We start from the raw sequence: 25,682 nt of genomic DNA, 5'->3' as shown, positions 1-25,682 counted from the left end.
AGACATCACCACCCCGCTGAAAAACTGTTAATGTTTATTGAACCGCCGTATGCCGAACGGCACGTACGGTGGTGTGAGAGGACAGTAAGGGAAATAATCCCTTACTTCCTACTCGATGTGCGCGATATAAGTACGATAGAAAAATGCTGTTTTTTTCGGCAGGTTGGGGAGTAACTCTACAATCATATTTATGTGTGAAATTATTAAGTATCTGATTTTTAGGTCTTTTGTATGTATTTTAATCGTTGGCACCATTATGCACTATTGAGTCATATCATATTTAAAAAGCAAATTGTAATTATGAAAAGATTCATTTTATCAGCAGCAGTATTAGTAGTAGGCTTAGCCTCAGTAAAAGCAAATACCTTAAAGACCAACGTGCAAAACGTTGCGATTGTTAGCCAGGCAGATACCGGTAAAAAAACACCTATTAAATTAGACGCCCTTCCCGACCCTATAAAAACTGTGCTTGGTACAGAAGTTTTTAAAACCTGGGTACCAACAGATGCCTTTGCAGTAACCGCAGGCACCGCTCAGTATTACGAAGTTGATGTTAAAAAAGGTACCGAAACTAAGGCGCTAAAATTCGACAAAGACGGAAAAATAATTCAGTAAATTCCAGTTAATATTGTTTTATCCCTCAAAAGCCCCCGATATACCGGGGGCTTTTGTATTTTTGCCATACATCAACCCATATTACCTATGGCAAAAATATTGATAGTTGAAGACGATTTAACTTTCGTCCAATTATTGCAAGGGTTTTTGCAAAAGCAGGGCCACGAAATACTTGCAGCACCAAATATTAAAGGCGGTTTGAAGCTTATAGCACAACATCCCTTTGACTTATTGCTGCTGGACTACCGGTTGCCCGATGGTATCGGCCTTGATGTGCTTATTAAAGAGCGCGAAACAGGCTCTGTGGTGCCGGTTATTATCATGACCAGTTTTAACGATGTGCGCACTGCAGTGAAGGCTATTCAGTCGGGTGCGTTTGATTATATTACCAAGCCGGTTAACCCGGATGAGTTGCTGATGATAATGCACAATGCACTTAATGGTAAAAAGAAGCCAGTCGAAACCACATCCAATGAGCAGCCGGAATTTATAAAAGGCAGCAGTCACGATTCGGACAAGCTACATGAGCATATAGATGTAGTTGCGCCTACCGATATGGCCGTGCTGATACAGGGCGAAAGCGGTACCGGCAAGGAGTATGTGGCCCGTACCATTCACAGCCAGAGTAAACGCGCGGTAAAGCCATTTGTGGCTATTGATTGCGGAGCATTATCAAAAGATTTAGCAGCAAGCGAACTTTTCGGCCATATTAAAGGGGCCTTTACGGGTGCTATAGCCGACAAAAAAGGCATGTTTGAATACGCAGATGGCGGTACGCTTTTTTTGGATGAGGTAGGTAATTTGAGCTACGACGTGCAGGTAAAATTGCTCCGCACCTTACAGGAGCGGGTGATACAACCGCTGGGCAGCAATAAACAGATACCTGTTAACGTGCGGATAATTACTGCAACCAACGACGACCTGGTAAACAGCGTTAGCGAAGGCGACTTCAGGCAGGACCTTTATCACAGGATAAATGAATTTAAGATACAACTATCACCGTTGCGTGTAAGGGATGACGACCTCGATATTTTTATTAAACATTTTATAACCCAGGCAAACAGGGAACTTGGCCGTAACGTAAGCGGAATTGTCCCCGATGCCAGAGAAATATTACACAAATACGATTGGCCGGGCAACCTGCGCGAACTAAAAAATGTGATTAAGCGCATGGTGTTATTAAGCCAAACAAACGTTGCCGGGGCCGATACCCTGCCTGATGAGATGTTGTTTTCGATATCAAATCATATCCCTCAAAATCGAGATTCAGATTTAAAAGCCCAGAATGAGGTAAACGAAAAGCAGCTGATTCAAAAAACCCTTCTCCAGGTAAAATACAACAAATCAAAAGCCGCAAAATTGCTGAATATCGACAGAAAGACACTGTACAGTAAGATTGAGCGATACGGGTTGGATAGTTAATGTATTCTCATCAGTAGCCGAAACTATCCCACGGTTTCTTTCACCCCATATTCCCTCGCTGCCAATGCCAGGGTGTGCAATTTTTCGGCAAGCGCCAAAATGTTTTCGGTAAGGGCTGGTGTTAATTCATTCTTACCGGTCAACTCCATTTCAGCACGGCGGAAGCCCTCGGCCAGTTCACGTGAGCCGGCCTGTGCAGTGCGGCCGGCAATGCGATGGGTTATTAGCGAAAGCTTTTCTGTGTCCTCTGCATTTATCGCCGCCTTTAATTGTTTAATATCGTGCGTGCTGTCTTTGGCAAATTGGTTAAGTATTTTAGCGGTTTGTTCCGCGTCGCCAAAGGTCATTTTTTCAATGGTTTTGAGGTTTAGCTGTGGTAAATCCGTATCGCCGGGTTTGTTCTTCGAAACTAAGGCCACCAGCTCGCTTTCCCTGAATGGTTTCATCAGCAGGCCATTAAACCCATGGTCCAAAACTGTTTCGCTTTCGCCGGGCAGCGCCTGGGCTGTCAGTGCATAAATCATCACATCATCCGGCACCTGTTTACGCATTAATCTGCACAGCTCAATTCCGCTCATTTCGGGCATGCGGATGTCGAGCAGCAGGTATTTAACTGCCGCATCCCATTTAGCAGCCAACAGTTCGTGCGGTGAGCTAAAGCAGCGGTAAGGTATTTGGTTATGATCAAAAATCCTTGAACATAGTTCAAGGATGAATGAGTCATCATCAATTATCCAAACCTTATCATTGTTTCCGCCCCCGTTTGTAACAGGTTTTTTAAGGCCTGCCGGTTGCTGCGCTTTTTCGAAAGACAAATCGAAACTAAAACTGCTGCCTTTATCCGGTTTGCTTTTTACCGTTATTTCGCCGCCCTGGCTTTCTATCAATTCTTTGGTTATGGGTAAGCCAAGCCCGGTACCTACACGCATTAATTTTTCATCGCCTGCTTGTTCAAATTCTTTAAAAATCCGGTCGACATCCTCTGCAGCCAGCCCAATACCGGTATCGGTAACATCGAAATGAAAAACGATGTAGTTGCCGGCATGCTTACATTTTACCGTTAAAGCTACGCCACCCCTCTCGGTAAATTTAATAGCATTGCCCAACAGGTTAAAAAGTATCTGCTTAAGACGAAACGGATCACCATTTACAAAAACAGAAATGGCCTCGTCAAAATTGGTGGTAAGGGCAATGTCCTTCTTCTCGGCCTGCAAATGCATTACGGTAACGGTTTCATCCAGCAGCGTCAGCATGTTAAACGGTTGGTTAATAAAGCTGATTTTGCCCGATATGATGCGGTTATAATCAAGTACCTCATTCACTATCTGCATTAAGTGCCCGCTGGAATTATAAATAGCGTCGATGTCTTTCTGCTGCGGGTGCTTTTGCTGTTTAACCATTTCGGCGTAGCCGATTATCGACTGCAGGGGCGTGCGTATTTCGTGGCTCATGTTTGAAAGGAAGCGCTGCTTTGCCTGCGCGTGGTACTCAGCCTCGTCGCGCGCTTTTTCCACCTCTTTCCGGTATTTGTTTATACGCGATATGTCCCTCAAAATAAAATAAACCAGTAAAACAATCAGTATCACAAACGCCAGCATGATTAAACTGATGCGCTTAATGCTGCCCTGTACCATGTTTTTAGCCGCCATGTTGTTTTCGGCGGTTTGTATAACCACTTCTACCTCAACCTTATTCAAAATTGACAATATCTGGCCGATGATGTTTTCGCTTGATTTAATCAGTACCGCCTCCCGGGTTACAAACGCAGCACTTTTTTGCTGCTGAACTTTTTCAAGGTCGCGCATGGTTTGCCCGAGGCCCTTCAGTAGGCTGTCCTGTATGGCCTTTGCCAGGGTGTCGTGCTTTACTTTTAGTTCCTCGTTTACTATCTGGAAAGGCTGTTTCAATGAGTCGGTATCCATTGCCTTTTTTTTGCCAAAGAGGCGGTTAAAAAAACTTCGGTTATCTTTCTTTTCGCTGGTGTAAGCCGGGTAAACGGTGGTAGTCGATGTTTTCTTTTCTGTGGTGGTAACCATGCTGTCGGCCTGCTTTGCACTTTGGGCCACAATTTCATTCAGTCCTTCAACCTGCGCCGAAAACGATTTATTGTCAATAAGTCCTTCGCGCACTTTAAGGTAGTTTACAAACAGGCGGTCGCGATCGTGCAACAACTTTTTCAGCGTGTTGAGCCGGCCTACCTGAGCCGATTTTACAGGGTAAAGCGTCTGAAGCGTATCAATTTTAAAAATCAGTGTCTTTGAATCATTGAAACCGTAATATTTGTCGGGGTTGTTGATTGAGCGGGCGCGCTGTACCTGGTCGATACGGGCAATACCGCGCGACAAGTCGTTTACCAAACGCAGCTTGTTGTTTGGTGCAGATACATTTTCGAAGGCATCAAGCATAGCGGTAAAAGCGCCCTTGCTGGTGCTCCAGGCCAAAAACAGGGCAAAACAGGCCAGTATGGCTGCAATAATTATTTTCCCTTTTACCGATTGTATAAACCTTGGTTTGTGCATTGGCATAATGGTTAAACAATCATACCTAAACGCAAAAACAGGAAATATGTGTTTTTTTTGATGAAATAGGTGGTTTGTCGTACCACAACGACCAGGAAAATCTATTTATTAATTCTCCTTATTTGGTTTACAGGAGGTTATGGGGCTTTTGTGAAATCATACGCATCTCTTTCCACAAAATCGGCAACCTTAACCCTTATGCCTTTTACGCTGCCATTTTTAACGATAAACGGGAACACAGCCTTGCCCAGCGTTGGATCGGAGAAGGTAGCATAAAAACGGTTACCTCCCAGGGGTTGTAGGTGAATATACATTTTAGGGTGATGCTCGAAGCGTATCTCCAGGTCGTTGTTTTCACCCTGTGTTATCGTCATGCTGCCATAAAGGTCGTTGGTATATTTGCCGGTATAGCTTGATGGGGGGAAGGCCGGTTTTAAATTCAGGGCAACTGAATCGCGCAGTTTCTTGTCTGCCACCTGCTCAACAGCTGCATCGTTTTTAAATTCGGCTAAATACGTATCGCTGTAATCGCGGTATTGCATTTTAAAATAGGCGTCCATTATTTCCCAGCGCAGGGCTTCAAAAAAGTTGTTTTGGTCGGTATTGGTTAAAATAACAATACCCAAATGATCCTGCGGTACCAGTGTTACCGACGACAGGTAACCGTTCACTCCGCCATCGTGCATAATAAGGTGATGGCCCGAATAATCCTGTATCATCCAGCCAAGGCCATAAAGCTCATAATTGGTTTCGCCATTTAAATGCTTTACCCGGCCCATAATATCCTGTGCCTCGCGGGTGACGTTTATGGCAGCGGCAGGTATTACCTGCCTTTGGCCAACCTTGCCATCACTTAGCAGGGCAAGCACCCATTTGCTCATGTCGTTTATCGACGAGCTGATTCCGCCGGCCGGTGCAAGTCCGTCAATCTGGCAATAGGGTATAGGTGATAACCGCCCATCAATCAGGGTATGAGGTACAGTGCGGTTTAATGATTTAGGCATATCGGCGCTCAACGCAACAGTATTGGTCATGCCCAGCGGCGCAAAAATATTTTCCTTTAAATAAACCTCCCACGATTTGCCGGTAACCACCGGGATAATTTCTCCCGCAGTTAAAAACGCCGCATTGGTGTAACCCCATTTGGTACGGAAAGGGTAAACGGTTTTCAGCATGCCCAGCCGCTTTATAACATCGGCACGGGATAAGTTGGTATTGTAAAATGTAAAATCGCCCTGAAAGGTTTGAAAACCCAGCCTGTGACAAAGCAGATCGCGAATGAGTACCTGGTCGGCGGGCTTGCCTTCCAGCTTAAATTGGGGTAGGTATTTGTTAACCTTGTCATCAAGCGAAAGCTGTTTATTGGTTTGCAGCATGGCCAGCGCCGTGGCGGTAAAAGCTTTGGTATTACTGCCTATCATAAACAGGCTATTAATATCAACCTGGGCGGGTAAACCAAGCTCTTTAATGCCATACGCCTTCATCAACACAATTTTGCCATCCTTAACAATGCAGACGGCAGCACCGGGAATACGCCAGTTGGTGAGAGCGCGGTTAATATAAAAATCGAGGCTGTCCTTAATAAATTTACTCCTGTCGATACGTTGTGCATAACTAACCATCACACAGCTAAAAAGACCAACCACACTCACAAGTATTTTTTTCATCTGAAGAATTTAAAATAAACACGTATTATCACGAATTAGGGCGAATTTCACTAATTCATGCTGTCGTCTTGGTCAATTCGTTCAATTCGTGTAATTCGAATTAATTAGTGACAATTAGTGATTCATTTGATAAAGTACTAATTTAACGCAAAATTTACGGACGCATTACCCATAAATAAAATTAAGCTAAAAACTGACCACATGAATATTAAAACTTATCAACAAAAACTAATACCCTTGTTTTTTTTAGGGCTCATGCTATGCCAGCTGGCGGTAAAAGCGCAGCGGGGAAGAACGCATTGGGCAGCCGACGGTTACCAGTACTTTCGCGCCGTAGAGGCCAACGGAATCGTAGAACTTGACACCCGCGATCCGGCGAAGAAAACTGTTTTGGTAAGCAACGAAATGCTTACACCGCAGGGCAAAAGTCCGCTTAAAGTAGCTAATTTCTACCTGTCGGAAGACGGGCAAAAGGTGCTAATATTTACCAATACCAAAAAGGTTTGGCGCTACAATACCCGTGGCGACTATTGGGTGTACGACATTGCTGCAAAAACTTTAAAACAATTGGGTACCGCGAGGCCGGAATCTTCACTGATGTTTGCCAAACTATCGCCCGATGGTACCAAAGCAGCGTATGTTAGCGAACATAATATTTATACCGAAGACCTAGCTACCGGTGCAGTTAAACAGCTAACCACCGATGGCAGCCAAACACGTATTAATGGTACGTTCGACTGGGCGTACGAAGAAGAACTGGATTGCAGGGATGGTTTCCGCTGGTCGCCTGATAGCCATAGTATTGCTTACTGGCAAATAAATGCCGCTAATACCAAAAAGTATTTGATGCTTAATACCACCGATTCCATCTATCCATACGTGGTGCCGGTTGAATACCCGGTAGCGGGCGAAAACCCTAGCGAATGTAAGATAGCAGTGGTTGATGTTACCACCGGTAAAATTACCTGGATGAACATTCCCGGCGACGCCATACAGCATTATATTCCGCGTATGGAATGGACAACCAACTCCAACGAGATTATTTTGGAGCAACTGAATCGTGCGCAAACAGAAAGTAAAATTTTTACGGCTAATGTGTCAAACGGAACGGCAAGGGCCATCCATACAGAAACAGACAAGGCCTGGATTGACGGTAAATCGCGCTGGAACGGCGGCGACCCTGTAGGGTGGGAATGGATAAATAAAGGCAAAGATTTTTTATGGATAAGTGAAAAGGACGGCTGGAGGCATATATCGAAAATTGACCGCGATGGCAAGGAAACGCTAATTACGAAAGGCAATTATGATGTAGAAGCGCTTAATTTAATTGATGAGGCAACAGGTTATATCTATTTTATGGCGTCGCCTGATAACGCTACCCAGGAATACCTTTATCGTATAAAATTAAGCGGTGGCAATGCCGAGCGTGTAACGCCTATGGACGAGCCGGGTACGCATAGCTATGAAATATCGCCTAACGGAAAAATTGGCTTGCATACATTTTCAAATATTTACACGCCGTACCAGAGCGAAGTAGTAAGCCTGCCCGACCATAAACATATTAACGGAACGGTTATTAAATTAAATACCGATGCCAAAAACAAGCCGGAGTTTTTTAAAGTGAAAACTGTTGATGGCGTTGAGATGGACGGTTGGATGGTGAAACCATTGGATTTTGACCCGGCTAAAAAGTATCCGGTTGTATTTTATGTTTACAGCGAACCGGCCGGTGCAACCGTTACCGATAGCTACGGAACCGGCCGCAATGGCGAGTACGTTGGTGATATGGCTAAAGACGGATATATCTATATCTCACTGGATAATCGCGGCACTCCGGCCCCGAAAGGCGCTGAATGGCGCAAATCAATTTACAAAAAAATTGGTATAGTAAACATACAGGACCAGGCCATGGGCGCAAAAGAGATTTTGAAATGGCCTTATGTCGATTCAAGCCGGGTAGCGGTTTGGGGTTGGAGTGGCGGCGGCTCGTGCACGCTTAACCTGATGTTTCAGCATCCTGAAATTTACAAAACAGGGATAGCTGTGGCGGCAGTTGGCTGGCAGCTTACTTATGATAATATTTACCAGGAACGTTACATGGGTGTACCCATTGACGAAGCAAGCAAGCAAGTATTTATACAGGGGTCACCTATTACTTATGCCAAAAACCTGCGCGGCAACCTGCTTTACGTACACGGCACCGGCGATGATAATGTACACTATAAAAACGCTGAAATGCTGATTAACGAGTTGGTAAAATACAACAGGCAATTTCAGCTGATGTCGTACCCTAACCGAACGCACGCAATATATGAAGGGCCGGGAACAACATTGCACCTGCGCACTTTGTACACACAATATTTAAAAGAGCACTGCCCTCCGGGAGGTAGATAAGAACAGTTCGGGTAAAACATCAGGCGGCTTTCCCCATAGCGATGGGTTTTAAACCCATCGCTATAATGGCTGCATCCTTTTAACTAAAACGCTGAATTGTCGTGACGGTGACACGACAATTCAGCGTTTTTCTTTAAATGGGCAAACGCACGAAAGCCACACGGGGTTACCGTGTGGCTTTCTATAAATATCTGCAATTGGTTTAGTAAGCTATATTAACGTCTCCGGCGGTGCCGTTTAAATCTTTTGTCACTGGTTTTGAAGCAACACCGTCATTTTCAAAATCAGTCTTCCGGCCGAGTAAGGTAAAGTTTTCGGCAACTACCTCGGTAGTGTATTTTTTTATTCCTTCTTTGTCTTCAAACGAGCGGGTGCGCAACTTCCCCTCTATATAAACAAGCTTTCCTTTTTGTAAAAATTTTGCAGCCACATCAGCAAGGCCGCGCCACATTACAATATTGTGCCATTCCGTTTGCTCGATTTTACGACCATCTTTATTAAAACTTTCTGACGTAGCAAGCGGAAAACTTACTACTGAAACACCACCTTCTAAAGTACGGGCTTCGGGGTCTTTCCCTAAATGGCCCACCAAAATAACTTTATTTACGCCTGACATATATATTGTAAAGCAACAAAAAATATATTACAAATTAAAAATATTTTTTATAAATATAAATATGATTTTAGGAATGGCTAATTTTTGAAGGTTTTCTACAGGTGTATAAAACCAATTTTCCTGCAATTTCAGGGGCTTGTTTTGGAGTGTTATCAAACGAACATACAGTCGCTGATGGGTAAGTACATGTTTTTTTAGAGGCGATATTTCGCTGATTTTTAAATTTGCACCAAAGAATTCTGCAACCTTATCACTGTTAAATAATTCTTCGGGTGTAAGTAAGGCAGTGGTTTCAATTAATGGCAAATCGTACATATTTGCCCAGATGTCAGTTTGATCGCGCTTGTTTACCAACACGCTGTCGCTGTCGGTGACCAAAAAATAATTAAAAAAGCGCTCACGCACCTTCACTTTGTTTAGTTTAACAGGCAGGCTGTTTATTGCATTATGGGTAAAAGCATAACAGCCGGTGCGCACCGGGCAAATGCCACACCCGGGATTTTTTGGTTTACAAATTACCGCCCCAAACTCCATCATTGCCTGGTTGTGCATGCCGGGCATTTCACTATTAAGTAAATCGTTTGCAGCCTCCTGGAATATTTTTTTGCCTTTAGTACTGTTTATGGGCTCGTCAATACCAAGGTAGCGCGCTAGTACCCGGTACACATTACCGTCGACAACCGCCCTAGCCTCGTTTGAGGAAAACGATGAGATAGCCGCGGCCGTATACTCCCCGATACCCGTAAGTTTTATAAGCTGGTCATAACGTTGTGGGAAAATGCCGTCGTATTGCTCCTGAACCAGTCGCGCAGTTTTAAGCATATTGCGGCCCCGGGAGTAATAGCCCAGGCCCTGCCACAGTTTTAAAATATCGTCTTCACTGGCCGCGGCGAAACTGGTAACTGTAGGGTACTTCTCTAAAAAACGATTAAAATAGGGCATTCCCTGTTCAACCCGGGTTTGCTGCAAAATAATTTCGGATAGCCAAATTACGTAGGCATCGGTAGTGTTGCGCCAGGGCAAATTGCGTTTATTATTTAGGTACCAGTTTAGCAGTTCGTGGTTAAAATTCATGGGGTGTAAAAGTACTAAGCAATTAACACCATTTTATAGATAATTTTTGAGGCTTTTAACTGAATCACAGCATGTAATAAAAAAATAATGTTAATTATTTCAATCTTTAGTAATAAAGAGATACTTTTGCAACCCCAAATCAGTTAAGTAATTGTATAATAAATAAAAGAAAAAGCAGATATGACTAAGGCAGAAATTATAACTGAAATCTCGTCAAAGACAGGAATAGAAAAAGTAGACGTGCAGGAAACTGTTGAGGCGTTTTTTAAAGTAGTAAAATCCTCAATGATGGGCGGTGAAAACGTATACGTAAGAGGTTTTGGAAGTTTTGTTGTAAAAAAGAGAGCGAAAAAAACAGCACGTAACATTTCGAAAAATACTGCCATCATTATCCCGGAACACTTTGTACCAAGCTTTAAACCAGCAAAAACCTTTGTTGATAAAGTTAGGACCGGCAACAAAATTACCAAATAATTTAAGGCAATGCATAAAAAACAAATAGCTGTACTGGTAGTAGTTTTCGCTATTATGGGCGGTTTGTTTTTAATGCCTGTAAAGGGGTTGATTAAGGCTAAAGATGACCCGGGACATTCCCGTGCCACTGTAAACCAAAGTAAACCCGTTAGCAAGGTTGTTGATGTATCAGTTGTATCTGGAGCTGCCAAAATTTTAATTGGCGCGTCGTTATCTGCACAGATAAATGACCTTGAGGGCCAGCTGAAAAGCGCAACATCTGATTCTGATAAACTTAACCTGCAGAGAAAACTGGCCAAATTGTGGGATGATGTAAATCAGCCGGCACCGGCCGCTTTTTATTATCAGGATATTGCCCAAAAGGAAAACAAGTTTGAAAACTGGTTAAATGCGGGCAATCGTTTCAACGAAGCCTACCGTACTAGCCAGGACACAGCAGCACAGCCAACATTTGTAGTAAACGCAATTGCTAACTATAAAAATGCTGTAAAGCTAAAACCTGCCGACCTTGATGCCAAAACCGGCTTAGGTATTGCCTATGTAAACCAAACAAGCTCTGGTATTACCGACCCTGACGGCGGCTCGCCGATGCAGGGTATAATGCTGTTGCTTGACGTGGTAAAGCAGGACCCTAAAAACCGGAATGCAAATTTAAACCTTGGCTTGTTCGCCATGAAAAGCGGTCAGTTTGATAAAGCTATCGCAAGGTTTAAAACTGTAATTGAACAACAGCCCGAAGCTGGCCCGTACTTTTATATGGCCGAAAGCTACAAGGAATTAGGACAAAAAAAGGAAGCTATTGCAGCTTACCAAAAATGTAAGGAATTAGTTACTGATCCAACTTTTGATCAGAAGATTGACGACTACATAAAAGAATTGAAGAATTAATCACACATTAAAAATTATTATTATGCCCAGCGGTAAAAAACGTAAAAGACACAAAATGGCTACCCACAAACGTAAAAAACGTTTGAGAAAAAACAGACATAAGAAAAAATAAGCAATGTTTTTTTAGTCGGTAGCCTTAAGTCCTAAGTCGATAGCCCTTTTTACTTTGGGGAACGATTTTAGACTTAAGACTATAGACTTAGGACTAAACACTTACCCCATGCTTATTTTCCTGTTTGTATTACAGGCAAAGTTGTTTTTTACCCACTAATTAACGTGCGGTTGTATAGCCGCTTTAAGAAATGGAGTAGCAGTTGATAAAAGAATTAATTATCGATTCATCCCCCAGCGGGACTACTATTGCATTATTACAGGACAAACAGCTTGTAGAACTTCATAAAGAGCAAATCAGCAACAATTATACTGTTGGTGATATTTACCTTGGCCGTATCAAAAAGATTATGCCAGGGCTAAATGCAGCTTTTGTTGACGTAGGCTACGAGAAAGATGCCTTTTTGCATTACCTTGATTTGGGGCCGCAGGTACAAAGCCTGCTTAAGCTAACCAAACAAGTACGTAGCGGGGGATACCAGTCAAAGCTTTTAGATAATTTTAAGCTGGATCCGGATATTAATAAAGGGGGTAAAATCTCGGAATTATTATCGAAAAGTCAGCTTATACCTGTGCAGATAGCCAAGGAGCCAATTTCAACAAAAGGCCCCCGCTTAAGCTCAGATATATCTATTGCCGGACGATACGTAGTATTGGTGCCGTTCTCGGAAGTTATCTCTATCTCGAAAAAGATAAAGAGCAACACCGAGCGTAACCGCCTGCGTAAAATTGTTGAAAGTATTAAGCCAAAGCATTTTGGCGTAATTATACGTACCGTATCAGAAGGTAAAGGTGTTGCCGAAATGCAAAAGGACCTGCTTGATTTAATATCAAAGTGGGAGTCGTTCATTACGCGCCTGCCGTCTATCGAGCCCGCAAAAAAAGCGCTTGGCGAAATTGACCGTACCTCGACCCTTTTGCGCGATATTTTAAATCCCGATTTTCAGCATATTTATGTAAACGACAACAGCATGTTCGAAGAAGTGCGGTCGTACGTTCATGAAATATCGCCGGATCTGGAGAGTATCGTGCGTTTCCACAAAAATAGTGTGCCCATATTTGAGCACTACGGTATTGATAAGCAGATAAAGGGTGCGTTTGGTAAAACAGTAAACCTTGCAGGCGGTGCCTACCTGGTTATTGAGCATACCGAGGCCCTGCACGTTATCGATGTAAACAGCGGAAACCGCACAGCCAATAAAGAAAACCAGGAAGAAAATGCCTTCCAGGTAAATAAAGAGGCTGCTAAAGAAATTGCCCGCCAGCTCAGGCTGCGCGATATGGGCGGCATTGTGGTTATCGACTTTATCGATATGCACAAGCCAAACAACCGTAAAGACCTGTTCGACTACCTGCGCGCCGAAATGGCCCACGACCGTGCAAAACACACCATTTTGCCACCGAGCAAGTTTGGACTGGTACAAATTACCCGCCAGCGCGTTCGCCCGGAAATGAACATTGTTACCAGCGAAGTTTGCCCAACCTGTAACGGAACAGGTACCATCAGGCCTACCATTTTGCTGCTTGATGATATCGAGACTAACTTTAACTTCATACTGGTTGAGCAAAACGCAAAAAATATTACACTTACGGTTCACCCTTATATTGAGGCCTATATTAAAAAAGGCTTTATAAACCGCCAGGTGAAATGGTTTGTAAAATACAACCAGTGGATAAAGGTTAAAAGTAATCCGGCGTATCAAATTACGGAGTTCCACTTCTTTTCAGGTAAAGACGAAGAGATAAAGTTATAGAATGATGTGTCCCGCAGGTGCGGGATGCGTATTTCTGATGTGCGGATGAAAGAATTAAGATAAGAGCAGATGTTTTAAGAAGCATCTGCTCTTATTTTTTTGGGAAGATTTATGGCAACGCAGGATGAATAGAGTTTAAAGTGCGGAAGATATTATGGCGATAGGACTAAAGAGAATTTTATTTTACGTAAATCAATCGTAACTTGAGATTTCAATTTCAATATCTTGTTTTTACCCAGACAAAAAATTCGTAAACAACTTGCTACATTAATCACACGTGCGCAGCAATTGGGTTTACCTGCTACTGACGTGGCAACAGCACAAGAATATCTGGAATACAATGAATATAGATTGTGTTTAGACCATATTGTAACCCAACTACACGAATGCGAAACCCCTATCGATAACGAATTCTATCACGAAGTTGAAAAGGTGGCAGCATTAATGTCGGTTCACGAAAAAGAACATGATTATATTAAAGATTTGATAACTATGTAACACGTCACATTGTTCTGACCGGGGGGGGGCATTTTCAAATCATCAAATCAACACATCTTCAAATCAAAAAATCACTTCTTCATCTCTTCCTTAATCGACCTTAAAAATTCATTTACATGTTGGGAGCCGATGATATAGATGAGGCCGTCGCGGTCCGTAAGGTGCAGCGCTTCTTTGCCTGCGCAATAAAAGCGGATAGTACCTTTTGAATGGAGGTTATAAACAGGGTTATTGAATAAATATCTGCTGTATTCTTTTCTTTCAACTTTTACAATACTGTTCAGATCTATTTTAACCAGGCGTGTGGTCCAGAGCCCATCAAGCATGATACTTTTATTTTCAACACGGATGCGGAAATGCAGCAGGAAACCCATAATGATGGATATGATGATAATAGCGAAGCCTACAATAGCCAGCAGGCCGCCGTTACGCTCGCGCTCGTCGGTAAAAAAATAAGCCGCAAAGCAAAACATAGCCAGCACCAGGCGTATGGTTATTGGTATAAATTCCCTGCCGAGGTATTGTTTCTCAACGAAATCCGGTTTATCCATTTAATTTGATGATTTGATGATTTGAAAATTTGAAGATGTTTTTTTGTTATGAAATTGAAGTTGTTTTCATCTTCAAATCGTCGCATTTCCAAATCTTCAAATTAAAACCAACTCGAATATAACTACTTTTTTGGTGTCTTTGGTAACTTTATAATTATCGGCAAGCCGGTAACCGCCCAGCCAGGCAATATCACCATTGCCGTTTATCAGCAGCGGTACTTGCTCTTTTTGATGTAACGGCACTTTTTCGCCAACAAAAAAATCGCTTACCTTTTTACGGCCCTTCATCCCCAACGGGACAAAAGAATCGCCTTGCTGCCACGGCCGCAAAGTTAAGGGATAAATTAATAACCCTGCATCGATTGAAACAGCCATCGGGTTGTTTTTTACAATAAGCGGACTATCGTCATGCAAAATATTCAACTTATAACGGCCATAGTTAATCTCCCGGTCGTGTATATTAATCAACACTTCCCGTTGTTGGCCAGTACCCTTTTTTGTTAAAATGAGCCGCTCCCGGTCTAATATCAATCTAAAATTTTCTGATTCAAAAACGCGGCCGGAGTGTTTACCCAATGCTGAAATTAAATCATCAATGCTGGTTTCATTAAAGCCATAGGGCTGCAGCAGGTTAAAAAGCAGCAGGCGTTTGGGTTCCAGGTCGATAATATCCTTTAAAAAAATATGGCTTTCGCCCCCGTAAATTACAACCACTTTTTGCTGCAATTCTGCCACCCGCAGGTTAAGCAATATTTCAAGTTCCCTGAAATGCTGCAGGTTGTTTTCAAAGGTACGCTCAAGGGCCGGGTTCAGTTCCTTTAGCTTCGGCATAACTTCGAGCCGTATTTTATTGCGGGCGTATTTGGTTGATGAGTTCGAACTGTCCTCGCGGTACGGTATTTGTAAGCTCTGTATTAGCTGGTGAATACCATCGCGCCCTAAAAATAATAAGGGCCGTACAAGCGGGCCATTTTTAGGTAAAATACCATGCAAGCCGGCAATGCCGGTTCCACGGGTGAGGTTTAACAATATTGTTTCAATTGCATCGTTTTGGTGGTGTGCAAGCGCAATAACTGAATAGCCCGCCTGTTCCCTAACCTTTTCAAACCATTGGTAACGGAGTGTACGGGCAGCCATTTGGGTGGATACTTTGTTATCACTAGCAAATGTTAAAGTATCAAAGCTGGTAGTGTGGAAGGGTACATCAAGTTGTTGTGCCAGCTGGCGGCAAAATTGTTCGTCGCCGGTAGATTCATCGCCCCTAAGCTGAAAGTTACAATGAGCAATACCAAAATTATACCCTGCCGATTTGAGTAAATGAACCATGATAACAGAATCCATACCCCCGCTAACGGCTGCAAGTATTTTACTTTGCCCGTCAAAAAGTGAATTTTGATCGATAAAATCAGTGAAATTTTTAACCGGCAGCATCCATCAAAATTATTAATTTAAAACCCCAACAAAAAACTAATTTTGCGAGCGTGAGGAAATACGTTTTATTCGTCCTGTTATTGTGCTTTTCGGCGACCGCATTTTGCCAGAAAAAATCGTCGGTTACACTGGTAAAATCGCGGGAGACATTTGGAGTGAAGCGCAACGGCAAAGATTTGATTAAAGTTTACCAGGGTACCTTTAAGCAGGATTTTAGCACGCTCACTTCAGATAGTGCCTACTTTTATCCGCAGGATAACGCATTCGACGCGTTTGGCAACGTGGTAATAAACCAGGGCGACACGCTGCACATATTTTCGGACAAGCTGAATTATAACGGTAACACCAAAATAGCCATACTTACCGACAACGTAAAAATGGTTGATAAAGACGCCACGCTTACTACCAATCATTTAACCTATAACACGGCCACACGCATTGGCACCTATACCGATGGCGGCAAGCTGGTGAATAAAGACAATACGCTTTTAAGTAAAAACGGCTACTACTTTGCCTTTACCCGCGACTCATACTTCAGGTATGATGTATCGCTCACTACACCCGATGCATTGGTGAAAACCGATACGATGCGGTATAATACGGGAACCAAAATTGCCTATTTTTATGGGCCGACGCATATTTATAGCACCGGCAAAGACAAAACTCCAAAGACCAAAAAGAGCGATACCGCTAAAAAGGACAGAGACACGCTTTATACGGAAAATGGGCAATATAATACGGTTACGGAGCAAGCCGCTTTCGGAAAAAACAACCTGTATACATCGGGCACAAAATCGTTAAAAGGAGATAGTTTGTTTTATGATAAGCTGAAAGGCTATGGCCGGGCGGTTAAACACGTAACGTTTACCGACAAGGAACAGAAAACTACCATCAAAGGCAATTTGGGTACCTACTTTAAAGATGAAGAACGAACGGTAATGACCGAAGACCCCTACATAATTATTGTTACGGAAAAAAAAGATACCACCAAAACCGACTCGCTGGCAAAAGCTGATTCTGTAAGAAAAGCCGATTCGGTATTTAAGATAAACCCCGGCAAAAATAAGGGCACCATTAACATGGCGAAGCTGATAAAGCAAACCGTTCCCGGCAAGACTGACACTGTTGCCAATACCCGAAAGTATAACCCGGCGTTAATAAAAGAGGGTAAACTGAAAGTTGATACCATACTTAAAAAACTGCATGCGGATACCGATGTAATCCGTAAAAAGATAGACTCCGTTATTAAAAAGCCACCGGTTAATGTAAAAACCAATAATTTGAAAACGGTGCAGGCCAAAATAATTCCGGGGAAATCAAAACCGGTGACCAAGCCCGGGATAACTCCATTGAGGCGCGGGCAGCCGGTGTATGATAAGGAACCTGTTACTACTGTTGTAAAGAAAGATACGAGCCACCTTAAACGCGATTCGGTTTATATGTCGGCAGATACGATTGAAACCCGGATTTTAACTTATAAGGACTTAAAAATATACCAGGAAAAACAACGGCTGGCGCATATAAGGGATTCTTCGGCGAAGCCAAAGAAGAAAGTGCCAGATTCGAAGTTTTTAACGGCTGCGCCGGCCGGTGTATTGGTCGACACGACCTTTCGCCACCGTGACTTTTTTGGCAAGCCCAAACTAGTGGTAAAAAAGGCGCCGCCAGCGCCAAGCAAAAGGCAACTGTTAGCCGACAGCCTTCGAAAGAAAAAGTTTGACGACTCGGTTACGATGGCCAGGAAGCTTGAGCCGCTTGATACCGCGCGTATACGTATTGTAATAGGTCACCATCATTTTAAAATGTTTAAGTCGGATCTGCAAGCCAAAGCCGACTCAATGTTCTACAGCAATGCCGATTCTACCATTCGCTGTTATGTGAACCCGATTATATGGACCCAGGGCTCGCAACTAACCGGTGATACGGTGTATATGCAGATGAAGCATAAAAAGATGGACAACATGACGATGTTTCCGCATGCCTTTATTGTGAATATTGAGAAGGACGATTCCGTACATTTTAACCAAACGGGCGGCAAAAAAATGCGCGGCTATTTTAAGGATGATAAGCTGCACCAGATGTTTATTGATGGCAACGCCGAAAGTATTTATTTTGCGCGCGATAGCGGGAGCACAAAAGTAACCGGTATGGAGCGGTCGTTAAGTACCCGCATAAGTGTTGATTTTGAGAACAACCAGGCAACCCGTATTGGGTTTTATTTAAAGCCCGAGCATAAATACACGCCCATTGCTAAAGTTGTGGATGATGATAAAATACTAAAAGGCTTTATATGGAAGCCAAAAGAACGGCCCATTTCAAAGGAGTCGATTATTCCTTCGTATAGCAGAAAGGCTGATGCGAAAGCTGCAAAGGAAAAAGCAAAGGCGGGCAAGGCAGGGGTGAAAAAACTGCCGGATGGCAAAGCAGTAAAAGATACTACAGCTAAGTCGCTGCAGAAACTGCCGGGAGTTAAAGCCGCCAAGGATAGTTTGAATAAACTGCCATCAAAAATGCCGGGGGTAAAAGCCGTTGCCGATAGTGTGAATAAGATGATTCAAAAATCACCGGCGATAAAAACGGCGAAAGACAGCCTGCTGAAAGGTGCGCCTGTAAAATTGCCCGGCAACAAAGCCTCAAAAGATTCGGTAAATGGTAAGCCGGTTTTGAAAAAAACCACCGAACAATAGGTATGAGCTTATAAAATTGAAGATTACACTTCAATATTTCTTCGATGGAATTATTACATTTGTAATATAACACTTACAAAATGAGCGACAAGGATTTTGAAAAGTTAATGGATATAGCTAAAATGCAGCTTGAAGAGGTTAAAAAAATGACCAAAAAAGAGGCAATCGCATCCCTTCATGATGCGGGTATCTTAACAAAAAAAGGAAAGTTTACTAAACCTTATGCCATTTTAGAACAGAAATAACAGTATTGAACCTGCCTTACTATGTATGATATCCGGCCCAATAGTATTATTGGGTTTCACGGTTGCGATTTAAGTGTACGTGACCATCTGATAAACAATCCCAACAATATTGAAATAAGCAGAGAACCGCACGATTGGTTAGGCCATGGGATGTACTTTTGGGAAAACAACTATACGCGTGCGATGGAATGGGCAGAGCAAAAGGCGACACGCGGAAAAATTAAAAACCCAGCCGTTCTCGGAGCTATATTGCAGCTTGGCCACTGTTGCGATTTTTTAGATTCTAAATATTTACGGCTTATAAAGCAATACCATGAAATGATGAAGGAAGGGTATGAAATAGCTGGTAAAAATCTTCCACAAAATATTGACGCTACCGGAGACAGACATCATGATAAATTACTAAGGATTTTAGATTGTGCGGTTATTGAATATATGCACAACAGAACTATTAAGCTTTATAACAAGGAAATAGCCGATAACGATTTCAGTACCACAAAAATATTCGACTCAACCCGCGGCGTTTTTACCGAAGGGGGCCCTGCATTCGCAGGTGCAGGAATTTTGGAAAAGAGCCATATCCAGGTATGTATTCGCAATATGAATTGCATAAAAGGATTTTTTATCCCACGCGATGAAATTTCATTTCCTTAATTAACAGGTATATTCGCCGCAAATAAATTCGCATGGAAACCGAATCGCCTTTGCCGCTTACCGCCGACACTAAACAACTTGCCCAACAAACAGTATTCCCCATCCTGTTTACCATCAGTTTTGCACATCTCATTAATGATATGCTGCAATCGGTTATCCCCTCAATTTATCCATTAATTAAGGGCGAATTTCATTTAACCTTTGCACAGGTAGGGTTAATAGCGTTTACCTATCAAATTGTCGCTTCTATCTTACAGCCTTTTGTTGGCTTTTATACCGACCGTAAGCCAAGGCCATTCTCATTGCCGGTAGGCATGGGGCTTACCCTCACGGGCTTGTTAATTGCATCCATGGCATCAAGCTACTATACTATTTTGGTAGCGGTCGGTTTTATCGGCTTGGGCTCGTCCATATTTCACCCTGAATCGTCACGGGTAGCACATTTGGCTTCCGGCGGCAGGAAGGGGCTGGCGCAATCCATTTTTCAACTGGGAGGTAATGCAGGCAGTGCTATTGGCCCTTTGCTGGCGGCTATTATAATTGCGCCTTACGGGCAGTTTAATGTAATATGGTTTTGTATCGCCGCCTTTGTTGGGATATTGGTATTACTGCAAATTGGCAAATGGTACCGCGACCGCCTGGCATACAACGCAAAAAACAAAACTACCCACAGCGAATATCATAACCACAACCTGTCGCGCAAACGGGTAATGTTTTCACTCGCTGTATTGCTGGTGTTAATATTCTCGAAGTTTTTTTACCTGAGCAGCATTACCAGCTATTACACTTTTTTCCTTATCCATAAGTTCCATTTAACTATACAACACTCGCAGGTTTACCTGTTCCTGTTTTTGGGTGCAGTAGCCGCAGGCACTGTTATCGGCGGTCCGCTGGGCGACCGTTTTGGCCGCAAGTACATCATCTGGATATCCATCCTGGGTGTGGCGCCTTTTACCATGCTGCTGCCTTACGTGCCGTTATTTTGGACCGCTGTGTTGTCTGTAGTAATCGGCTTAATCCTGTCGTCGGCTTTCTCTGCCATATTGGTTTATGCCACCGACTTAGTGCCGGGCAAAGTGGGGTTAATAGCCGGGTTATTTTTTGGACTTGCCTTCGGCATGGGTGGGCTTGGCTCGGCAGTATTGGGTAAAGTTGCCGATATGACCAGCATTGAGTACGTGTTTAAAATATGCGCGTTTTTACCGCTGATAGGTATTTTTACTGCGTTCCTGCCCAACATTGAGCATAAAAAGAAATTGTAAACCACGCTCAAACATAAGCTGTTGTAGATTTGTTGCCTATGGTAAATTATTTATCATGAATGCAAAAGCTGCAGTTAGCATGCTAACTATTTACCTGGTTGCTTATGTAATTGTTTTTGCCACGGGCTACTATGTAACCCTGCTGGCCTACATGTTCCTGGTGTCGCCGGTGTTTTTAATAGCTACGGTGTATTTTGTACTGTCAGATACCACGGATAACTACCCCGAGTTGGGTGAGGGCGAAGAGTGGGGTTACGGTGATAAGGACAAAAGCGAACTGGGTGTATTTTAACAGGTGGTGCCTATTTTCACCAGGTGAACTTTTTTTGTACGATATAAGTCTTACGGCAAAAAGTGCAGTAATACTTGCGTATGTCGAGAAAGAAGAGGAAGAACTTAACGAACCAGCCCCTGTGCTTTTTACAATTGAAATCATCGCCGCACGAAGGGCAAAAATGAATATATTTTAGTTTTACTACTGTTTTCAAGAACGCGTATTTTTCCATTTTACGGAAAATGCTGCTGAATGGTTTTCTGCTATCAAACACTTAAGGGAATAATGAATGCTGTAGCCGAACCGCAGGTGGAAAAAAACTAACCGCTAATCTCCGGCCTCTAAACTCTAATCACTATCTTGCAGTCTAATTACCAATTCATTTCCAAACGATGAGAAAATTCCTGATACTGATTGCGCTGCTGTGCCCGGTGCTTATTTATGCTCAAAAAAAGAAAGGGCCGCCAACAACTTTTGATTTGCTGATAGGCACTTACACCAAGGGCAAAAGCAAGGGCATTTACGTGTACCGCTTTTATGCCGAGAAAGGCCGGCTTGAATATTTAAATGAAATTGACGGCGTGAGCAACCCATCATATCTTACCGTTACAAACGATAACAAATTCGTATACGCGGTAAACGAAGACGGTAAGCAAGGCGAAGTAAGCGCATTTAAATTTAATGCAAGGCTGGGTAAGCTGGAGTTTATAAACAATCAATCGTCGCTGGGTGCCGATCCATGTTATATTTCGGTTGATAAGGACCAGAAAAATGCATTTATAGCCAATTACAGCAGCGGCACCATTGCGGTATTGCCCATTAATAAAGACGGCTCGTTAGCCAATGGCATACAATCCATGCACGATGATGGACATGGCATAAATAAAGAGCGCCAGGAATCAGCCCACGTGCATACTGCGGTGCTGTCGCCGGATGAAAAATATTTGCTTTATACCGATTTAGGTACCGATAAGCTACATGTAACCCGTTATCGCCCGGGTAAGGAAAGCCCTTTAACTGATGCAAAGCCTCCCTTTGTTAGTGTAACACCCGGCGACGGCCCACGCCATCTTGTTTTTTCGAACGATAAAAAGCGTGTTTACCTGTTAACCGAAATGGGTTCGAACATACATGTGTTTGATTATGATGGCGGTAAACTGAAAGAGAAACAAACGATATCGTTTTTAATGCCGGGATTTAAAGGCAAAACCGCCGGCGCCGCTGTGCATATTACGCCTGATGGTAAATTTCTGTATGCATCAAACAGGTTGGAGACCAATACCATCACAGCGTTCGCAATAAATGAAGAAACCGGCGAACTTAGCCAGGTAGACCAGATCTCGACCTTTGGTAAAAACCCGCGCGATTTTGCCATCGACCCGAACGGTAACTTTTTGGTTGTAGCTAACCAGGACAGCGACAGTATATTCGTCTACAAAATAAATAAGGAAACCGGCAAGTTAAACTTGTTGCAAGGCAAGCTGGAAATTGGCAACCCGGTTTGTTTAAAATTTACACCGGCAGAATAATAACAGGCGTTAGCATAAAGCTAAAAGCAAAAAGACCAAAGCTATTTTTAAATAGCTTTGGTCTTTTTGCTTTTAAATAATTTGTTTGGGAATTGCTTAAAGTGTTTTAGGGTCAATTATTTTTAACCCTTTGATGTTATCAAAGCCTTTATCGCTGGTAATCAGTGATAAATCGTTAACAATAGCAGTAGCCGCAATAATTGCATCCGGTGTTTTTGTTTTTTTACTTCTCCTGATCACTATAGTTTGTTTAACAATTGATGATGTAAGCGGTAAAATATTGGCGTTTTGGATAAAGTCCTTAACAACGATCTCCTTATTTAAATCGGAACTGATCCACGAAAGCGCTTCGATTTCTGTGATTACTGAAATATTTGGTGTTTTGTCAATTATTTCTGAAACGAGATCCATTCCTTTCTCAGATAACAGTTCTGAAAAGTAATTTGAAATTACGTTATTATCAATTAAGTATTGTCCCATTCTTTACGCATATTTTGGGTGTGATTCTCAAAACTTTCAGCGTCCTCTTTTGAAAATACACCTCTATATTTGTCGGAAAGTTTGGTTTTAGAGGGTGCTACATTTTCTTGTAATACTTTGATAATCTGTAATTCTTCCAACTCATGCAGCAACCCGGCTGCTCTATGATTAGTAAGTTGTATCAACATTGTATTTTCCATATCACAGGTGCTTAAAATAAATATAATTCAAATTTAGTTAAATAACGTGAGTTCGATATAAAGATTGGCGCTAATAAATTCACATCGTTTTACTTGGTAGCTTGCGTTTGGCCTCACCTAAATCCTCTCCAAAGGAGAGGACTTCAGCTTCGCTCTTCGGAAATTCCTTTTAGAACCCTCTCCTTTGGAGAGGGCAGGGTGAGGCGACGACCAGCTATTGTGCTGAGGTTCGCAACTCCCAAGCATCGTGTTCTATCCCGAACTCACGTTAAATAAATTCCATCAGCATGTGGAATTTATTTAGTAGCGCTTTATTAATAAAAAAAGCCAGGAGCAATTCTCTTACTAAGAATCGGCTCCTGGCTTTAATCTTAAATCTTTTAATTCTTACTGCGTCTTTGCAAATGAATAAACAACATAAGCTGTTTTATTGCCTAATGCAACCGGCGATTTTAAAGTCATGGTAGTGCCATCGTTGGCGGCAACAATTAGTTGGTAGCCCTGCGTTACTTTTTGGGCTTTGTCGCCTTCAAAAAGTTTTTTGAACTGAAATAATTGGTCGCTGCCTGCACTGTTATTTACCGACCAGAATATGGTTTGCGAAGTACCGTCCTGTAAAGTATATGTACCATTGCCGCTATTGGTCAGTTTCCAGGTACTGCCGACAAAAGCTTGTGGCGGCGCCTGGTCAAATACGTTTTGAACTGCTTGCTGTACAATGCCCTCGTAATTAACGCTGTTGATGGTCCAGGTGCCGGTAAATTTACCGCGCGACACGTTGCTTGCGCCTGTAACTGCGTTTTTTGAACTTGAGCATGCCGAAATAATAAAGGTAAGGGCTAAAACTGTTAATGATAATTGAACTAATTTTTTCATGAGTATGTAGTATCTTTCCCATGCATAAGCATAAACCCTGCCAAAGTAATGGCCGCCGCAATATTGTACCGAATAATTTTAAGCGATTAGGCTTTCTCCTTTACCTTTTCCAACACCTCTAAATAGTAATTCTCATACACAGGCAGTATATTAGCCAAATCAAATAATTTGGCCCGTGCCAGGGCGTTTTCTTTAAAGGTCATCAGGCGTTCTTCGTCTTCTAAAATATAAATGGATCTTTCGGCCATGCCATCCACGTCGCCAACATCTCTTAGAAAGCCTGTTTCGCCATCTATATTTAATTCGGGCAAACCACCGGCATTTGAGCTTACTACAGGCACTTTACAGGCCATGGCCTCTAAGGCTGCCAAACCAAAGCTTTCGGACTCTGATGGCATTAAAAACAAGTCAGACACTGACAGGATTTCTTCCACGGCGTCTTGTTTACCTAAAAAGCGTACATCGTTCCATACGTCCAGGTCGCGGCACATTTGTTCACAGTATGAACGCTCGACACCGTCGCCTACCATTAGCAGTTTGGCCGGAATTTTCTTTACTATTTTGGCGAAGATCTTCACAACATCCTGGGTACGTTTTACCTTGCGAAAATTGGATGTATGCACAATAATTTTTTCGCCCGATGGCGCTATGGCCTTTTTAAAATGATCTTTGGCTTTCAGGTTAAAACGGTTTAAATCGATAAAGTTGGGGATCACCCTGATGTCGTTTTCTATTTCAAAAAAGCTGTAGGTATCATTCCGCAAATGTTCAGACACCGCTGTTACCCCGTCTGATTTGTTGATAGAGAAGGTAACCACCGGTTTAAATGTACGGTCTTTACCTACCAGCGTAATATCAGTACCATGCAAGGTAGTAACCACCGGGATGTAGATACCGTAGGTCATTAATATTTGCTTTGCCATAAACGCAGCTGATGCATGCGGGATGGCGTAGTGTACGTGCAATATATCCAGTTTTTCGAATCTTACCACATCAACCAGCCTGCTTGCCAGGGCCAGTTCATAGGGTGGGAAATCAAAAAGCGGGTAGTTTGATACGGATACTTCGTGATAAAAGAGATTTTCGGAGAAAAGATCGAGCCGGGCGGGCTGGTTATAGGTAACAAAATGCACCTGGTGACCGCGGTCGGCAAGGGCCTTACCCAACTCGGTGGCAACAACCCCGCTTCCGCCAAAGGTTGGATAACAAACTATTCCAATTTTCATTAATGCTGTTTAAGTCGACACTAACCAGCTGCAACTAATTGGTTGTTTTTTGCCCTGCTGATTAATTATACAAGTTTAACAGCAATTTATGGGAATAGTGTTAACCGGATGTAAAATGATTTTGGCGGATTTCGGAATTCGGATGTTCGATTTCGGAATTATAGGATTTGGTGCGCTTCCCGAAATAAATTCGGGACAGGCAGTTCCCCTCCCTGGAGGGGCGCGATGGATTGGT

Annotated in this window: 23 protein-coding genes; 13 read left to right on the top strand and 10 right to left on the bottom strand. The window is 42.7% G+C overall.

Annotated features, from left to right (window positions below):
• Nucleotides 1-300: 300 nt before the first annotated feature.
• A complete protein-coding gene (locus tag NAF19_RS20485; protein ID WP_252792202.1) occupies nucleotides 301-615 on the top strand; it encodes a hypothetical protein in 315 nt (104 codons plus the stop codon).
• 87 nt (nucleotides 616-702) lie between these two features.
• Nucleotides 703-2,037, top strand: a complete 1,335-nt coding sequence (locus NAF19_RS20480) for a sigma-54-dependent transcriptional regulator (RefSeq protein WP_252792201.1) — start codon at nucleotides 703-705, stop codon at nucleotides 2,035-2,037.
• A 23-nt stretch (nucleotides 2,038-2,060) separates the two neighbouring features.
• Here NAF19_RS20480 and NAF19_RS20475 read toward each other — a convergent pair whose 3' ends face one another.
• Nucleotides 2,061-4,556 (bottom strand): hybrid sensor histidine kinase/response regulator, encoded by a 2,496-nt coding sequence (locus tag NAF19_RS20475; RefSeq protein WP_252792200.1) that lies wholly within the window; start codon nucleotides 4,554-4,556, stop codon nucleotides 2,061-2,063.
• Between the two features lie 137 nt (nucleotides 4,557-4,693).
• Entirely contained in the window at nucleotides 4,694-6,223 is a 1,530-nt protein-coding gene (locus tag NAF19_RS20470) for a serine hydrolase (RefSeq protein WP_252792199.1), read from the bottom strand.
• Nucleotides 6,224-6,424: 201 nt separating this feature from the next.
• Here NAF19_RS20470 and NAF19_RS20465 point away from each other — a divergent pair, with 201 nt between their 5' ends.
• Complete coding sequence (locus NAF19_RS20465; RefSeq protein WP_252792198.1) at nucleotides 6,425-8,617, top strand: S9 family peptidase; 2,193 nt, start codon at nucleotides 6,425-6,427, stop codon at nucleotides 8,615-8,617.
• A 202-nt stretch (nucleotides 8,618-8,819) separates the two neighbouring features.
• Here NAF19_RS20465 and NAF19_RS20460 read toward each other — a convergent pair whose 3' ends face one another.
• Together NAF19_RS20460 and mutY are read right to left on the bottom strand one after the other, a co-directional pair.
• Nucleotides 8,820-9,233: a single-stranded DNA-binding protein gene (locus tag NAF19_RS20460; RefSeq protein WP_252792197.1), complete on the bottom strand. Its 414-nt coding sequence runs from the start codon at nucleotides 9,231-9,233 to the stop codon at nucleotides 8,820-8,822.
• A gap of 27 nt (nucleotides 9,234-9,260) precedes the next feature.
• The gene (gene mutY / locus NAF19_RS20455; RefSeq protein ID WP_252792196.1) at nucleotides 9,261-10,307 is read right to left on the bottom strand and encodes an A/G-specific adenine glycosylase; all 1,047 of its coding nucleotides are present in this window, start codon (nucleotides 10,305-10,307) and stop codon (nucleotides 9,261-9,263) included.
• Between the two features lie 180 nt (nucleotides 10,308-10,487).
• On the opposite strand from mutY, the gene NAF19_RS20450 reads away from it, so the two are divergent.
• The 4 genes from NAF19_RS20450 to NAF19_RS20430 all read left to right on the top strand — a co-directional run bounded on the left by NAF19_RS20450 (nucleotide 10,488) and on the right by NAF19_RS20430 (nucleotide 14,032).
• On the top strand, nucleotides 10,488-10,781 hold the full coding sequence (locus NAF19_RS20450; RefSeq protein WP_252792195.1) for an HU family DNA-binding protein: 294 nt from the start codon (nucleotides 10,488-10,490) through the stop codon (nucleotides 10,779-10,781).
• 9 nt (nucleotides 10,782-10,790) lie between these two features.
• Nucleotides 10,791-11,669 (top strand): tetratricopeptide repeat protein, encoded by an 879-nt coding sequence (locus tag NAF19_RS20445; protein ID WP_252792194.1) that lies wholly within the window; start codon nucleotides 10,791-10,793, stop codon nucleotides 11,667-11,669.
• 314 nt (nucleotides 11,670-11,983) lie between these two features.
• Nucleotides 11,984-13,534: an Rne/Rng family ribonuclease gene (locus NAF19_RS20435; protein ID WP_252792193.1), complete on the top strand. Its 1,551-nt coding sequence runs from the start codon at nucleotides 11,984-11,986 to the stop codon at nucleotides 13,532-13,534.
• 225 nt (nucleotides 13,535-13,759) lie between these two features.
• Nucleotides 13,760-14,032 carry a MafI family immunity protein gene (locus NAF19_RS20430; RefSeq protein ID WP_370362897.1) on the top strand — a complete coding sequence of 91 codons (273 nt, stop codon included), beginning with the start codon at nucleotides 13,760-13,762 and terminating at the stop codon, nucleotides 14,030-14,032.
• Between the two features lie 71 nt (nucleotides 14,033-14,103).
• On the opposite strand, the gene NAF19_RS20425 is transcribed toward NAF19_RS20430, so the two are convergent.
• Nucleotides 14,104-14,583, bottom strand: a complete 480-nt coding sequence (locus tag NAF19_RS20425; RefSeq protein ID WP_252792191.1) for a hypothetical protein — start codon at nucleotides 14,581-14,583, stop codon at nucleotides 14,104-14,106.
• A gap of 96 nt (nucleotides 14,584-14,679) precedes the next feature.
• Nucleotides 14,680-16,014, bottom strand: a complete 1,335-nt coding sequence (tilS, locus tag NAF19_RS20420; RefSeq protein ID WP_252792190.1) for a tRNA lysidine(34) synthetase TilS — start codon at nucleotides 16,012-16,014, stop codon at nucleotides 14,680-14,682.
• A gap of 50 nt (nucleotides 16,015-16,064) precedes the next feature.
• On the opposite strand from tilS, the gene NAF19_RS20415 reads away from it, so the two are divergent.
• The 6 genes from NAF19_RS20415 to NAF19_RS20390 all read left to right on the top strand — a co-directional run bounded on the left by NAF19_RS20415 (nucleotide 16,065) and on the right by NAF19_RS20390 (nucleotide 22,665).
• Entirely contained in the window at nucleotides 16,065-18,701 is a 2,637-nt protein-coding gene (locus tag NAF19_RS20415; RefSeq protein ID WP_252792189.1) for an OstA-like protein, read from the top strand.
• Between the two features lie 80 nt (nucleotides 18,702-18,781).
• A complete protein-coding gene (locus tag NAF19_RS20410) occupies nucleotides 18,782-18,946 on the top strand; it encodes a hypothetical protein (protein WP_252792188.1) in 165 nt (54 codons plus the stop codon).
• Between the two features lie 21 nt (nucleotides 18,947-18,967).
• Nucleotides 18,968-19,600: a hypothetical protein gene (locus tag NAF19_RS20405; RefSeq protein ID WP_252792187.1), complete on the top strand. Its 633-nt coding sequence runs from the start codon at nucleotides 18,968-18,970 to the stop codon at nucleotides 19,598-19,600.
• Nucleotides 19,601-19,632: 32 nt separating this feature from the next.
• A complete protein-coding gene (locus NAF19_RS20400; RefSeq protein WP_252792186.1) occupies nucleotides 19,633-20,862 on the top strand; it encodes an MFS transporter in 1,230 nt (409 codons plus the stop codon).
• Nucleotides 20,863-20,917: 55 nt separating this feature from the next.
• Nucleotides 20,918-21,154 (top strand): hypothetical protein, encoded by a 237-nt coding sequence (locus NAF19_RS20395; RefSeq protein WP_252792185.1) that lies wholly within the window; start codon nucleotides 20,918-20,920, stop codon nucleotides 21,152-21,154.
• 374 nt (nucleotides 21,155-21,528) lie between these two features.
• Nucleotides 21,529-22,665, top strand: coding sequence for a lactonase family protein (locus NAF19_RS20390; RefSeq protein ID WP_252792184.1), 1,137 nt, complete (start codon nucleotides 21,529-21,531; stop codon nucleotides 22,663-22,665).
• A 96-nt stretch (nucleotides 22,666-22,761) separates the two neighbouring features.
• Here NAF19_RS20390 and NAF19_RS20385 read toward each other — a convergent pair whose 3' ends face one another.
• The 4 genes from NAF19_RS20385 to bshA all read right to left on the bottom strand — a co-directional run bounded on the left by NAF19_RS20385 (nucleotide 22,762) and on the right by bshA (nucleotide 25,447).
• On the bottom strand, nucleotides 22,762-23,145 hold the full coding sequence (locus tag NAF19_RS20385; protein ID WP_252792183.1) for a type II toxin-antitoxin system VapC family toxin: 384 nt from the start codon (nucleotides 23,143-23,145) through the stop codon (nucleotides 22,762-22,764).
• Nucleotides 23,130-23,345 carry a hypothetical protein gene (locus tag NAF19_RS20380; protein ID WP_252792182.1) on the bottom strand — a complete coding sequence of 72 codons (216 nt, stop codon included), beginning with the start codon at nucleotides 23,343-23,345 and terminating at the stop codon, nucleotides 23,130-23,132. Before NAF19_RS20380 ends, NAF19_RS20385 begins: the two co-directional genes overlap by 16 nt.
• 387 nt (nucleotides 23,346-23,732) lie before the next feature.
• Complete coding sequence (locus NAF19_RS20375; protein ID WP_252792181.1) at nucleotides 23,733-24,221, bottom strand: hypothetical protein; 489 nt, start codon at nucleotides 24,219-24,221, stop codon at nucleotides 23,733-23,735.
• Nucleotides 24,222-24,307: 86 nt separating this feature from the next.
• Nucleotides 24,308-25,447, bottom strand: a complete 1,140-nt coding sequence (gene bshA, locus NAF19_RS20370) for an N-acetyl-alpha-D-glucosaminyl L-malate synthase BshA (RefSeq protein WP_252792180.1) — start codon at nucleotides 25,445-25,447, stop codon at nucleotides 24,308-24,310.
• Between the last annotated feature and the right edge of the window lie 235 nt (nucleotides 25,448-25,682).

The sequence above is a fragment of the Mucilaginibacter flavidus genome (assembly GCF_024055575.1).
Lineage (GTDB): Bacteria > Bacteroidota > Bacteroidia > Sphingobacteriales > Sphingobacteriaceae > Mucilaginibacter > Mucilaginibacter flavidus.
This window is presented reverse-complemented; position numbering and strand designations above follow the sequence as displayed.